Raw genomic sequence first — 13,167 nt, forward strand, 5'->3', positions numbered from 1 at the left:
AATAAACTACTCATGCCTAATCGCTCCTACGGGGTCAAGCCTGCTCGCCTTCCAGGCCGGCAACAGCGTCGCCAGCACGCAAAGCGCAATGCCAATAACGAAAATAAGAACGACATCGACCAGGTGCACAGAAATCGGGAAATAGGGAATCACGTAGACATCGCCCGGAAGCGTGATGAAGTGGTAGGCCTCCTGCAACTTGCAGAGCACGAGACCGATGGTTCCGCCCACAATCGTACCGCCCACGCCGATAAAGCTGCCCATGAGCATAAACACGCGCATGATGCCCGCCTTGCTGAAGCCCATGCTGCGCAGGATGCCGATTTCCTTCGTCTTGTCGATGACGACCATGATGAGGGAGCTGATGATGTTGAACGCAGCCACGAGGATGATGAGGCAGATGACCGCCGCCACGATGAACTTCTCGTAGTTCATCCACTTGAGGAGCGTGATATTCTTCGACTTCCAGTCCATCGCGTAATACGGGTACCTAAGCCAATCATGCATGCGGACAGCAACATCGCCCGCCTGCCAGTGGTCCTTGATGCGGAACTGGATACCCGTGACCGCATTGCCCATACCGAGCAGCTTTTGCAATTCGGCAAGGCCGATGTACGCGAGGTTCCCGTCGTATTCGTAAGTGCCCGTCTCGAAGATGCCGCTAACCACGCACATCATCATCTTGGGACCCGAGCCGAGGGCCTCGTCCGGACTCTGGAAAAGCTGGAGCACGAGCTTGTCGCCCACGACCACGCGCAGACGGTTCGCAAGCCCCGAACCGAGGATGATTCCCGGGCGGACCTTGCCCGTCAAATCTTCGAGACTGTCGACGGAATACTCGCCCCACTTGATGTACTTGTGGATGTCGGTCACTTCCTTCGCCGTCGCGGGGTCGATACCGTAAATCACGATACCATCGTTCACCTTCTTGGAGCTGATGCCCACCTTGTAGATGATGAACGGCGAAGACGACACGATGCTAGATTCGCGGGTTCTCGCCTCGTTGATGAGGCTGTCGTAGTTCGCAATCGGTTCGCCGTTGTACCCCATGATTTCGAGGTGGGCGTCCTTCCCTATCATCTGGGCGGTGACTTCTTCCTCGAAACCGTTAACCGCGGCAAGCGCGACCACCAGCGCGAACACGCCGATACTCACGCCGAGCATACTGAAAATGCCGATAAGCGATACGAAGAGACTCTTGCGTTGAGCCCCCAGGTAGCGCCAAGCGATAAGCCATTCCAGTTTGTTCATCTTTTAGCAAGTCTCCGGCTTCATCAGCGGGAACAGCTGCACGTCGCGGATGGTCTGCTGGTTCGTAAGGAGCATGACCATGCGGTCGATGCCGAAACCGACACCGCCGGTAGGAGGCAGGCCGGACTCGATGGCGTGCATGAAGTTTTCGTCCATCGGGTGGGTTTCACCTTCACCACCGCGGCCGCGGCGCACCTGGTCTTCCAGGAGCTCACGCTGACGGATGGGGTCGTTAAGTTCGGTATAGGCGTTGCCCAGCTCCCATCCGTTAGCGTAGGGCTCGAACTGTTCGATGAGCCCTTCGATGGTGCGGTGCTTCTTGCAGAGCGGGGTACTTTCGGTCGGCATGTCCTTGATGAACGTCGGCTGGATGAGCTTGTCTTCCACGGTGAGCTCGAACAGTTCGAGGATACCGCGGCCGCGGCTGAACTCGCCGTCGAGGTGGCCGCCAAGTTCTTCCATCTTGGCCTTGATCTCGTCGTCGCTCATGTCGTTGACCTTCAGGCCGCCAAACTTTTCGATGGCTTCAATCATGCTGTAGCGGGGCCACGGGGCCTTGAAATCGATTTCCTTGCCCTGGTATTCAATCTTCGTAGTGCCGTTCGCCGCGATGCAGGCGCGTTCGTAGATGTTCTCGAAGTGCACCATCATATCGTTGTAGTCGGCATAGGCTTCGTAGAACTCGAGACCGGTGAATTCCGGGCTGTGAGTGCGGTCCATGCCTTCGTTACGGAAGTTCTTGGAGAATTCGAACACCTTTTCCATACCGCCAACGATGCAGCGCTTGAGGTAAAGTTCCGGGGCCACACGCAGGTAAAGCGTCATGTCGCAGGCGTTGTGGTGCGTGGTGAACGGGCGGGCGTTCGCGCCACCGTAAATCGGCTGGAGCGTCGGGGTCTCGACCTCGATAAAGCCCTTCTCGATCAGGTATTCGCGAATAGCCTGCATAATCTTGGAACGCTTGATGAAGACTTCCTTCACGTCGTCGTTCAGGGCCATATCGATGTAGCGCTGGCGGTAACGGGTATCCACGTCAGCAAATTCGTTGAAAACGACCTTGTTGCCGTTCTCGTCAATCTTTTCCTTGGCCACCGGGAGCGGGCGCACGGCCTTGGAAAGCATCGTCACCTTCTTCACGTGCACGGAGTATTCACCCGTCTGGGTCTCGAACATGAAGCCGTTCACGCCGATAAAGTCGCCGAGGTCGGTCATCTTCACGATTTCGTAATTTTCCTCGCCCACTTCGTCACGGGCGCAAACCACCTGGAGGCGACCATAGCGGTCCTTCAGGTGCATGAAGCACATCTTGCCCTTGCGGTTGAAACGGACCACGCGGCCGGCAAAAGCGACTTCCTCGCCGCTTGCCATCAGGGCTTCCTTGTTCTCTTTCAGGGTCTTGGAATCGTGCGTGCGGTTGAACTTGTGCGGATAGGCCTCCACGCCCATTTCCTTGAACTTTTCAAGCTTCGCCAAACGAGCCTGAACCTGGTCATTCATGTCTTGCATTGCCATAATTTAATCCTGTGATACAATCACTTGAAATTTTGAACGTGGTAAAGATAGAATTTTTCCGAAAAAACTTAAAACGGCCCCCCGAAGGAAGCCGCGATTATACGGATTTAACCCAGGCTAGTTCTTTACGCAACGGATAGGGTAAGCGTAGCGCTTATCGCTGATGTACAAGCGCGTACACTCCTCGAGGCAATGCGCGTACACATCGAAAACATAGGTTTCATCATCCTCAGTGGCACTCCAGAAATAGGCAACGTTGCCATCATCGCCAAAAACGCCATTGGGAAGCCTAGTGTCAACAGGCACCGCGGAGAACCCGAAAGCATCTGAGCCATTTCCATTACCGAAGCAACCTCTCTGGGACTTAAGGACATTGGCCGCAATCGATTGACCACCCACAGCCGTAAACAGGGTGGTCCATTCATCATAACTAGGTAGGTGCCAACCCGACGGGCAGACGCCTTGAATTAAGATCACTGAGCCCGCCGAAGCGAGGCGACATTTCTTTCCGTAGCCGCAGTCCTGCGGGTTATCCGCATCTGTTGCAAGTTTTACAGAGTCAATTGCTGCTGCCCAGGTGTACAAGCGACCGGCCACGTCACAGTTCTTGTCGACGTTGTTGTAGCACCAAGACCATTCATACGCATTTTCGCCCGAGCCTCCCAGACCAGCGTCAAAGTTCAAGTTCTCCGCCATCCAGATCTGATCGCCAATTTTTACCGTCTTGTAGGTTTTGCCGTCGCGTTCGTCCGTCATGGTGCCGTAATCAATTTCAGGGTTCAAGTAAGCCTCTTTGGGCACACTCCAATCTAAACCATTCGAAGAACTCGACGACGAGGATTTCGCAGAACTGCCGGAATACTTTACCTCATCGCTAGACGAAGACTCGACGGCACCCCCATCCGGCCGCGAAATAAAATCGCGGTCGTCATCGCCACAGGCAAAAAGAAATACACCAACAAGGCAGGGAATGATTTTTTTCAAGAGCATACGTTCTCCTCCGGACACCTCAAGCCCAAATTTACGTTTTTATGTTCAAAAAAGAACATGTCTCCCCCTTTTTTTCTATCTTTTCACCCGAAAAATTTTAAAAGGTTAAAACCATGAAACTCTCCAAGTACTTCTATGTGACGCTCCGCGAAACGCCGAGCGATGCCACCATGCCCTCCCACATCTTCCTCATGCGCGGCGGCTACATCAAGCCCCTTTCTACCGGTATCTACTCCATGATGCCCATGGGCTTCCGCGTGATCCAGAAGATTACGAACATCATCCGCGAAGAAATGAACAAGATTGGCGGTATCGAAGTGGATTTGCCGGTAGTGCAGACCGCTGAACTCTGGAGCGAATCGGGCCGTTACCAGGCCATTGGCGAAGAACTGCTCCGCTTCAAGGATCGTAATAACCACAACATGGTGCTGGCCATGACCCACGAAGAAGCCATGACCGACCTCGTGCGCTACGTGCTCAACAGCTACAAGCAGCTGCCGGTGATGCTCTACCAGTTCAAGACCAAATACCGCGACGAAGCCCGTGCCCGCGGTGGCCTTATCCGCGTCCGCGAATTCTTGATGAAGGACGCTTACAGCTTCCACACCAGCCAGGAAGACCTGGACCGTCACTACCAGGAAGAATACGACGCCTACCTCCGCATCTACCGTCGCGTGGGCATTGAACCGGTGGTGGTGCAGAGCGATACGGGCATCATGGGCGGTAAGGTCGCTCACGAATTCATGCTCGATACTCCGAACGGCGAAGACTACTTGATTCTTTGTAAGAAGTGCGGCTATCAGGCCAACCGCGAAATCGCCAAGTTCCAGCGCGTCCCGTTCAAGGGCGACGAAAACGCTACGCTCGAAAAGGTCGCTACGCCGAACAGCGAAAGCATCGAAGAAATCACGAAATTCCTGAACGTTCCCGCCGAATCTACCGCCAAGTGCGTGTTCTTCGACTTCGAAGGCAAGCTCATCACGGTCGTGGTTCCGGGCAACCTCGACGTCTCTGAAATCAAGCTCCACAACTTGCTCAAGGCCAAGGAACTCTACCCGGCCGAAGACAGCCTCATCCAGGCTTGCGGCATGGTTCCGGGCTTTGCCTCCCCGATCGGTTCCCATGACACCCGCGTCATCGTGGACGAAGCTATCGCTGATTCCTTCGACCTCGTCACGGGCGCCAACGAAGAAGGTTTCCACTTCAAGCATTGCAACCCGAAGCGCGACTTCCCGAAGTTCGAAGTGGCCGACATCGCCGAAGCCAGCGAAGTCTGCAAGTGCCCCTGCTGCGGCGAACTCCTCACGGAAACTCGCGGTATCGAAATGGGCAACATCTTCAAGCTGGGCACCAAGTTCTCCGAATCCATGGGTGCCAAGTTCCTCACCGCCGAAAAGACCTCCGCTCCCGCCATCATGGGTTGCTACGGCATCGGCGTGGGCCGCTTGATGGCCTCCGTCGTCGAAAACAGCCACGATGACTTCGGACCGATTTGGCCCAAGTCCATCGCTCCGTTCCAGGTGGAAATCGTCCCGATCGGCAAGGAAGCCGAACTCGTTGAACTCGCCGAAAAGTTCGAAAAGGAACTCGAAGCCGCCGGCATCGACGTGCTCGTGGACGACCGCGACGAACGTCCGGGCGTGAAGTTCAAGGATGCCGACCTGTGGGGTTCTCCGGTGCGTATCGCCATCGGCAAGAAGGGCCTCGCGAACGGCGAAGTCGAATGGAAGTTCAGGAGCGAAAAGGAATTCACCATGGTCAAGGTCGAAGACGTTGTCGCCAAGGCCAAGGAATACTTCGCCAACTAAACGAAAGCGTCTGACAACTGAAAAGTCCCCCCTCAGTTACAACTGAAGGGGGCTTTTTCTATGCGTAAAAAAGATTAATCAAATCAGGTACAAACTACTTCGAAAGGCCGAAGCGGACAGGGCGTTCCCCGCGCACGTTGAGCACGTACACGCCGGAATTCAGGCCCGAAAGGTCGACAGACTCGCCTGCAGCAGCGATTCCCTGCATCACCTTGCGGCCACGCATGTCCATGACCGCGTATTGCGCGTCCTTGCCCGAGCCGAGCGTGAAGCTCAAGTTGCCCTCGCCCATGCGGATTCTCGAAGCCTTCGCGAGAACAACCGCGCGTACAGATGCCATCGCAGGTTTCTGCGTAAGGCCGTAAAGGAAGCCGAAAACTTTTTCCTTCACCTTCACGTCGTAATCACCGTCGTCGTAGAATTCGTGCGACATGCCCTCGACAAAGTAGGTTTCGTGCTCTATGCCCTTCGCCTTCAACACGGAATCGATAACGAAGCTCCCGTAAAGCGTAGGCGCCTTCACGTCGACCGTAAGCGAACCGGCGGAAGCAAACATCGACGGCATGACGTTTTCGAACGTCGCCGAGATATTCCCGAGCGGACGCCCCGTCTTGAAAAGGACCGTGCTGTCGGCCGTGCCGTGCACGAGCAAGACCGGAGTCGCCTTGCCCTCTATGATGGAAACGTCGTGAATGCCGCCCCACAGGGCCACGACCCCATTCGCTTCGGAATTGGAGCCCTTCACCCCATATTCGTCAAGTCCACCGAGTTGCGGGTTTTCTTTTGCGACCGCAGGAATCTCGGAAGCCTTGTCGACATAGATATTCTCCAGAGAAAGTACGGCGCCGGCGCTGTTCCCGAGCAAATAGATGCGGTCCGGATCGATGCCCAAATTGTTCGCATTCACCCGCATGTAACGGAGCGCGGCTCGGACATCCTGGATTCCGCGGTAAACCGTTCTAGAAAAATTGGCGCTGTCAATCGAGATGTACATGTTCTCGGTTTTTGCCGTAATTCCCAACCGGTACTGGACCGCGGCAGTGACAAAACCGCGTGCGGCAAGAGAATCGCAGTAGGTGACCGACTGCTGGTCCATATCGTCTTTCGCGCCAGCCGCAAAAGCACCTCCATGCAAAACGAGCACTGCGGGGCGCTTGTTTTCGGAATCGCCCTTCGGGCTATAGATATCCATGTGCAGGTCTATAGGCTGCATATCCTCTTCGTTATCGTAGAGGTAGACCATCGTGCCGCCATTTGCAGAAGCGAGAGCAGAAAGCGTTGTCGAAAGTTTGCTCAATGCGGACAAATGGTTCACGCCAGAGGCGTAAACGACATCCTTCTGGACATCCACATCGAATAACCTGTCCTTGTACCTTTCGGCAGCAAAACCATGCGCAAAAGAGATAGCGAGAACGGCAAGCAGAATCTTTCTCATAAAGCCTCCTTTGTTCAAAAAAGTAAGAAAAATCCTCACAAGGTTCAATAGTAAAAGTGCCCCCTATTCGTTTTTTTCTATTTTTTCAAGCATGAGCACTAAGAGCAAAATCAAGATTGCAACATTGCAAGGCAAGTGGACCGGCGATTTCGACAGCAACAACGCCTGGTACGTGGAACAGGCCCGCGCCCTCAAGGGCAAAGGCTATGACCTGGTCGTTCTGCCGGAACTCTTCCACACGCCATACTTCCCGTTCGAAGAAAACGCGGACTTCTTCGACCTCGCCATCGAAAAGGACAATCCGCTGGTCGCCCAGTGGCAGGGTATCGCGAAGGAACTGAACGCCGTCGTGGTGTTCCCCTTCTTCGAAAAACGCGCCCGCGGCATTTACCACAATTCCGCCTTCGTGTTCGAACGCGACGGAAGCATCGCCGGGCTCTACCGCAAGAGCCATATTCCCGACGATCCGGCCTTCTACGAAAAATACTACTTCATTCCCGGCGATACGGGTTTCGAACCCATCAAAACGTCTGCCGGCACTCTCGGCGTGCTCATCTGCTGGGACCAGTGGTTCCCCGAAGCCGCCCGCATCATGAGCCTCAAGGGAGCGGACGTCCTGATTTATCCCACCGCCATCGGCTGGATGGACAGCGAACCCAAGGAAATCTACCCGCGCCAGCAGGATAGCTGGACCACCGTCATGCGTGGCCACGCCATCGCGAACCGCACGTTCGTGGTTGCAGCGAACCGCATCGGAACCGAAGGCCATCTCACGTTCTGGGGCACGAGCTTCGTCTCCGCACCGGACGGCTACTTCATCGAAAAGTGCGCGCCCGACTTCCTCGGCGTCTCCACGGTAGAAATCGACCTCGCCGAAACAGAAGAAAACCGCCGCTGGTGGCCGCATTTCCGCGACCGCCGTATCGACCTTTACAAAGACATCCTCAAGATTTGGTGCGAATAACATGGCATTAGCAACACTCCGTTATCCCGCAGAATGGGAAGAGCAGAAGGCCACATGGCTCTCCTTCCCCCACAACCCGGAAAACTGGCATGGCGAACGCGGCGTCAAGATCCGCAAGTTCTACATCGACCTCATCCTTGCCATCAGCGATTTCCAGCCGGTAAACGTGCTTATCCCGAAAAAGGACTTCCTGACCAAAAAAGAGAAAGAAGCCCTCGAATGCACCTCCTTCCCGGTCAATTTCGCCGTCATCAAGACCGACGACATCTGGATTCGCGACTACGGCCCGTTCTTCGTGAAGAAAGGGCGCAAGACCATCGTTTCTGAAGCCGTTTTCAACGCATGGGGCGCAAAATTTCCGCCCTGGAAGAACGACAACCAGATTCCGTCCCGAATCGCCAAGGCTTTCGGTTATCCCGAAGGGAAAAAGATTCCCTACATTTTCGAAGGCGGCGCCATCGAAGTGAACGATGACGGGCTCGGCATCACCACGCTGGACTGCCTCGTCGGCAAAAATCGCAACAAGACCGAGGACCTTTCCAGCGTCATCAAGGCGATATGTACGACCCTCGGGCTCAAGAGCCTGCTGGTCCTCCCCCACGGACTGAACGGCGACCATACGGACGGCCACATAGACAACGTTGCCCGTTTCGTCGGCACCAAAAGGCTCGTCATGGCATGGGACGCCAACATGAAATCGAAGAACGCCAAGATCCTTGCCGAAGCGAAATACCTCATCGAGACATGGCTCAAGGCATTCTACAGCAATGATTTTGCTGTCGACACGCTCGCGCTCCCCCCGCAGAGGAAACTTCCCGATGGGCAGATACTCCCCGCGAGCTACATGAACTTCATTTTCGTGAACGGCGGCTTAATTTACCCGAAATACAAGTGCAAGAACGATGCCGTCGCGCAGCAATACTTCGAAAGCGTGTATCCGGACAGGTTCGTCGTCGGACTCGACTGCCGTACGGTCATCGAGGAAGGCGGAAGCCTCCACTGCATGAGCAAGCACGAAAGCAAATAAAGGAAAAATCCGGTCCCGAGAATTCGGAACCGGATTTTCACTGAGCTATGAAGGGCTCGAACCTTCGACCCACGCCTTAAAAGGGCGTTGCTCTACCAACTGAGCTAATAGCCCGAGCGCTCCAAATATATTAAAAAACGTTTTTTTTGTAAAGACCGTACATCTTTTTTTTCGTTTTTTTGTAGATTTACCGCATGATGTCTAATAGAAAAGTTTTGGTGCTCGCTTTGTGGGGCATGCTGTTCCCCACTTTTGCCTTTGCGTACTTTTCACAGGGTGACCAGGGTGAAGAGATTTTTTCCTTTTTGAGTACTTTCGACAGTCCGCGTAACGCTTCTATCGAAAAATCTGGTGCCGCATATCCCTCGACAGACCCGACCATCGTGCAACTCAACCCTGCCGCACTCCGAATACCGGACGGAACGAAACGAATCGCCGAAATCCACTGGCAGACCGGCGACATGGCCGAAAACCAGGGTTCTATTTCGTATACATCGAGCTACAGGAATTTTTTGTACCAGATTTCGTACAACTGGCTAGACTACGGAACAATTAAAGGGTACGACGAAATCGGCAACGAGACGGGCACGGAATACAACCCGTTGAGCCAACTCGCTACGGCGACCGTCGCCTTCGCCATGACTCACATAAACGTGGGCGCCACAATCAAGTTCGCAAGCGAAAAACTCGCCGAAGAATCCGGCGACAGGACCGCACTGGGTGCCGCTTTCGACTGGGGCGTCTCATGGCAATCCACAAGCAAGATTTTCGGCGTAGCCCTGGTGGGCAGGGACTTCGGCGCCCTCCTCCGCGACTACGTGGACGACGGCTACAACGACAATTTCCCGATGTCGCAGACATTCGCGCTTTCGTTCTATTACAGGCCCGTCATCCTGCCGCGCCTTACGATTATGGGCGAAAGCACTTTCCCGCGTTTTGCGGAGCCCAAATTTGCGCTTGGCGGTGAATACGCTCTCAGCCAGAGTTTCTTCGTTCGCGCAGGCTTCACGCGCGCATGGCTCGACCTCACCCGCGACATAAAGCAGCTCATTTCGGCAAGCAGCCGCCCCGACGAGGCGCAAACGGCACGCATGCTCAGCGCCGGCCTCGGATACAACGCGAAGATGTTCTCCATCGACTATTCGTTCTCCTACCTCGCGCAAGGGCTCGGAACCGAGCACCGGTTCGGACTCCGCATAGGTCTGTAATGCGACAATTCGACGTCCTGGTCTGGGGTTTCGAAGACGAGCCTGGCGATACAATCCAGCCATCATCGCCCCCCTTCACCGACGACGCCCTGGGATGGTTCTTCGGAAACGACCTTAACGCGAACCTTCTGAAAAGCGAAGCCGAATGGATCGTCTTTGCGCATAAATCCGTAACTATAGACAGGCAGTTCCTGAACGATCTCGCCGAATGCACCTCGGGCTTCCCGATGGTCGACGCGTTCGCCCCGAGGGTAAAAGACGCAGCAGGACGCTCCTTCCATTCAGGCTTCACGCTCGATTCCCGCAAAGGTCTTTCGATGCTCGACGAAAACGCCAAGATGCGCTTTGTCGCGGCACCGCACCCGCTGATTGCCGCCTATTCCAGGCGCATCGTCCAGCGGACCGGCGCAATGGATGCCGACCTCTCCCCCAAAGCGCAGATGGTCGACTTCGCGCTGCGCATGCTCCATGCGGGCGGCAAGATGTTCTCCGTGCCCTATCTGGTCGCAAGCACCTCCGGAACCGCAGACGACACGCTCTACAAAGACGGCGAAGGCGTCGACGATTTCGCATTTTCGATGTTCAAGTCGCTCGGACTCGGTAAAAATCTGGGATTCCTACTGCGGCATCCCGGCACATTGCGCGGACTCTGGAAACGGAGAAAAAGCCTCGACGAGAAGCGCAATAAGGCTATCCTCCTGAGCAAACTCGACAAGAAATTTCTGGCAGAACTGTACTAGCGGGATTTTTCCTGACCAATCCGGTCGAGGAACCCGACTACGCGCGAGGCGAAACTTTCCATGGAACAGCGGGATAGCAGTTCCTGCGCGGCCGTTTCGTCGATGACGTTTTCGCCGGCCAGCACCCGGTCGAGAACAGCCGCATATGCTGGCGCATCGTCGGGCTTTTCTACAAGCGGGCAGACGCCTTCCAGGTTCTCCCTGACGGCGGAAGCCTTCGCGCACACCGCGGGCGTACCGCAGGCAATCGATTCTATCGGCGGGAGCCCGAAACCTTCCAGGAAGCTCGGGTAAACCATAAGGTCGGCATGGCGGTAGAATTCCACGAGTTCGCGGGCGTCGAATTCCCTGAAATGGAACACGTTGTAAAGTTTCTTCTCGTTCACGATGGCCTTCAGGCGTTCGGAAAACTTCCCTACGCGCACAAAGGCCACATCGGGGCGCAGCCGCGCCATCTCGAAATACGTATCGATATTCTTGCGCGGCTCGTCGAGACTCACGTTGAGGCACATCCCGTAAAAATTGCGAATGCCGCGCTTGCGGCGGAACTGTGCCTTCGCTTCCGCTGTCACGGGAGTTTCGGGCTTCTTGAACAGTCCGGAATCGATCGGGCAACCGATAACGGCCCCCGGCTTCTCCGACATCTGCGGGCCAAAGAACTTGGCGGCCTCACCGCGGGTCCAGTTCGAGTTGTAGACAAAGGAATCCGCCTTGACCGTCGGGCGAATGTAGAACAAATTAAGCAACTTAAACTTGACGCTATGCGGGTAGAGCGTTTCGGCGAAAGTATCGTGCACGAACATCACCGTCTTTGCCGAAGGGCAGGCCTTCGCTGCCACGGGCACGAGGAATCCCAGTTCAGGACGGATAAAGAAAATCATGTCCGGCGAAAGGCGGCGCAGCAATTTCTTGAAAGGGGCACGGAACGAGAAAAAACCCGAATAAAGGGACTTCGCCCAGATTTCGTGCGAGGTGAATCCACGGGAATCAGCGGCATTTTCTTCGGCGCTTTTCTCGTCAGAAAAAAACTTGGGAGTTTTCAACCAAAGTACATGCGCGTCGAATTTGTTGCACACAGCCGTGAGCAAATTCACAGTCAATCGACCAAAGCTCGTTCGTTCGTTTTTGTCGCAAACAAAAAGTATATTTTTTTGATTCACCATCATCTAGAATATAGCAACTTTCTATATTGTTATTAATGTATCCGATCTGCAAGAAATCCATTAGTTTCTACAGCGACGCTCCTGAATGGGGAGGGCAAGAAATCCTTTCGGCAAGGATTGCTGCCATCGTCGCCGAAACTAGCGATGTCACGTTCTTCTATTCGTGCGACAAGTTTGCAGATTTCCTGCCCGCAAGCGTGAAACGGGTCAAGCTCCCCTACCACGCCGAAACCCCGTTCCCCATTATCCGCGACCGGTTCAAGGGCAAAGCGAAAAAAGCAAAAGAACTTTTCAAGAAAGAGAATATCCAGAACCTGGTCCTGTGCCCAGGCAATATCGAGAGGTGCCTCCCGGGACTTTGGGCGGCAAACCAGCTTGGACTTCCGACGGTATCGTACATACCGCTCGCCTTTTCCCAAAGCGAAACGCACGCCAACCTCGGGAAATTACGCGATATTCTCGCCAAGCGCATCTACAGCAAGGTAGACCACTGGATAGTGAACTCGCCTTACCAGAAGCGCCTCATGGCTCGCTTCGTGGAAAAGGATATAGAGACGCTCCTGAACCCGCTCGTCTGGGACATTTCGGCTCCGGCCAAAAAGCCGCAATCGCGCCTGAACATCGCCATTCTCGGGCGCATCTTCTTCGAGCAAAAAGGGCACGACATCTTGCCGGACATAGCGTTCCTGCTCAAGAAAAATCATGCCGACGTCCACTTTACGGTTATCGGCGAAGGCCCGCACGAGACAATCCTCCGGCAAAGAATCAAGCAGAAGGGCGTCGAGGACCTCATCGAATTCACGGGTTGGATTCCCCCGGAAAAAATACAGGACAAGTTGCTCAACGAAATCGACCTGCTCCTGATTCCGTCGCATTTCGAAAGCGGGCCAATCGTACTTTTCGAAGCGCTCCAATGCGGATGCCCCGTACTGGTCGCCGATGCCGACTACACCGACGACTACGTCCTGCCCCCATGGATGCTCTTCAAAGAAGGTTCCGCCACTGACGCCGCCGAAAAAATTTTGCATTATGCCGAGAACTGGAACGAGCCGCAGTTCCTGGACCTGAG

The 13,167-nt window shown here is 54.8% G+C and carries 10 protein-coding genes, 1 tRNA gene and 1 pseudogene; 6 read left to right on the forward strand and 6 right to left on the reverse strand.

What is annotated here, in order from left to right; all coding sequences use genetic code 11:
• Positions 1-6: 6 nt before the first annotated feature.
• The 3 genes from IK012_RS07925 to IK012_RS07935 all read right to left on the reverse strand — a co-directional run bounded on the left by IK012_RS07925 (position 7) and on the right by IK012_RS07935 (position 3,753).
• Positions 7-1,251, reverse strand: a complete 1,245-nt coding sequence (locus IK012_RS07925; RefSeq protein ID WP_290952837.1) for an FtsX-like permease family protein — start codon at positions 1,249-1,251, stop codon at positions 7-9.
• Positions 1,252-1,254: 3 nt separating this feature from the next.
• The gene (gene lysS / locus IK012_RS07930; protein WP_290952839.1) at positions 1,255-2,763 is read right to left on the reverse strand and encodes a lysine--tRNA ligase; all 1,509 of its coding nucleotides are present in this window, start codon (positions 2,761-2,763) and stop codon (positions 1,255-1,257) included.
• Positions 2,764-2,880: 117 nt separating this feature from the next.
• On the reverse strand, positions 2,881-3,753 hold the full coding sequence (locus tag IK012_RS07935) for a fibrobacter succinogenes major paralogous domain-containing protein (protein WP_290952842.1): 873 nt from the start codon (positions 3,751-3,753) through the stop codon (positions 2,881-2,883).
• A 113-nt stretch (positions 3,754-3,866) separates the two neighbouring features.
• Between IK012_RS07935 and IK012_RS07940 the strand changes: the two genes are divergently transcribed.
• Complete coding sequence (locus tag IK012_RS07940) at positions 3,867-5,561, forward strand: proline--tRNA ligase (protein WP_290952845.1); 1,695 nt, start codon at positions 3,867-3,869, stop codon at positions 5,559-5,561.
• A gap of 94 nt (positions 5,562-5,655) precedes the next feature.
• On the opposite strand, the gene IK012_RS07945 is transcribed toward IK012_RS07940, so the two are convergent.
• Positions 5,656-6,996, reverse strand: a complete 1,341-nt coding sequence (locus IK012_RS07945) for a carboxylesterase family protein (RefSeq protein ID WP_290952848.1) — start codon at positions 6,994-6,996, stop codon at positions 5,656-5,658.
• Positions 6,997-7,087: 91 nt separating this feature from the next.
• On the opposite strand from IK012_RS07945, the gene IK012_RS07950 reads away from it, so the two are divergent.
• Both IK012_RS07950 and IK012_RS07955 read left to right on the forward strand, forming a co-directional pair.
• Positions 7,088-7,960 carry a carbon-nitrogen hydrolase gene (locus tag IK012_RS07950; protein ID WP_290952850.1) on the forward strand — a complete coding sequence of 291 codons (873 nt, stop codon included), beginning with the start codon at positions 7,088-7,090 and terminating at the stop codon, positions 7,958-7,960.
• Position 7,961: 1 nt separating this feature from the next.
• Positions 7,962-8,987, forward strand: coding sequence for an agmatine deiminase family protein (locus IK012_RS07955; protein WP_290952852.1), 1,026 nt, complete (start codon positions 7,962-7,964; stop codon positions 8,985-8,987).
• Between the two features lie 41 nt (positions 8,988-9,028).
• On the opposite strand, the gene IK012_RS07960 is transcribed toward IK012_RS07955, so the two are convergent.
• Positions 9,029-9,101 (reverse strand) — tRNA-Lys (locus tag IK012_RS07960).
• 80 nt (positions 9,102-9,181) lie between these two features.
• Between IK012_RS07960 and IK012_RS07965 the strand changes: the two genes are divergently transcribed.
• Both IK012_RS07965 and IK012_RS07970 read left to right on the forward strand, forming a co-directional pair.
• Entirely contained in the window at positions 9,182-10,195 is a 1,014-nt protein-coding gene (locus IK012_RS07965; protein ID WP_290952854.1) for a hypothetical protein, read from the forward strand.
• Positions 10,195-10,935: a hypothetical protein gene (locus IK012_RS07970; protein ID WP_290952857.1), complete on the forward strand. Its 741-nt coding sequence runs from the start codon at positions 10,195-10,197 to the stop codon at positions 10,933-10,935. Before IK012_RS07965 ends, IK012_RS07970 begins: the two co-directional genes overlap by 1 nt.
• Here IK012_RS07970 and IK012_RS07975 read toward each other — a convergent pair.
• A complete protein-coding gene (locus IK012_RS07975; protein WP_290952901.1) occupies positions 10,932-12,029 on the reverse strand; it encodes a glycosyltransferase in 1,098 nt (365 codons plus the stop codon). The two genes, IK012_RS07970 and IK012_RS07975, sit on opposite strands and share 4 nt — an antisense overlap.
• Before the next feature lie 593 nt (positions 12,030-12,622).
• On the opposite strand from IK012_RS07975, the pseudogene IK012_RS13605 reads away from it, so the two are divergent.
• Positions 12,623-13,138: pseudogene (locus tag IK012_RS13605) on the forward strand (glycosyltransferase); the annotation flags it as partial.
• Positions 13,139-13,167 lie beyond the last annotated feature (29 nt).

Origin of the sequence: Fibrobacter sp., from assembly GCF_017551775.1 — a bacterium.
Taxonomy (GTDB): domain Bacteria; phylum Fibrobacterota; class Fibrobacteria; order Fibrobacterales; family Fibrobacteraceae; genus Fibrobacter.

What these genes read in the sequence shown, in the direction of transcription:
- IK012_RS07935 (WP_290952842.1), bottom strand. Translation starts at nt 3,753, where the DNA reads ATGCTCTTGAAAAAAATCATTCCCTGCCTTGTTGGTGTATTTCTTTTT.
- IK012_RS07970 (WP_290952857.1), top strand. Translation starts at nt 10,195, where the DNA reads ATGCGACAATTCGACGTCCTGGTCTGGGGTTTCGAAGACGAGCCTGGC.
- lysS (WP_290952839.1), bottom strand. Translation starts at nt 2,763, where the DNA reads ATGGCAATGCAAGACATGAATGACCAGGTTCAGGCTCGTTTGGCGAAG.
- IK012_RS07940 (WP_290952845.1), top strand. Translation starts at nt 3,867, where the DNA reads ATGAAACTCTCCAAGTACTTCTATGTGACGCTCCGCGAAACGCCGAGC.
- IK012_RS07955 (WP_290952852.1), top strand. Translation starts at nt 7,962, where the DNA reads ATGGCATTAGCAACACTCCGTTATCCCGCAGAATGGGAAGAGCAGAAG.
- IK012_RS07950 (WP_290952850.1), top strand. Translation starts at nt 7,088, where the DNA reads ATGAGCACTAAGAGCAAAATCAAGATTGCAACATTGCAAGGCAAGTGG.
- IK012_RS07945 (WP_290952848.1), bottom strand. Translation starts at nt 6,996, where the DNA reads ATGAGAAAGATTCTGCTTGCCGTTCTCGCTATCTCTTTTGCGCATGGT.
- IK012_RS07925 (WP_290952837.1), bottom strand. Translation starts at nt 1,251, where the DNA reads ATGAACAAACTGGAATGGCTTATCGCTTGGCGCTACCTGGGGGCTCAA.
- IK012_RS07965 (WP_290952854.1), top strand. Translation starts at nt 9,182, where the DNA reads ATGATGTCTAATAGAAAAGTTTTGGTGCTCGCTTTGTGGGGCATGCTG.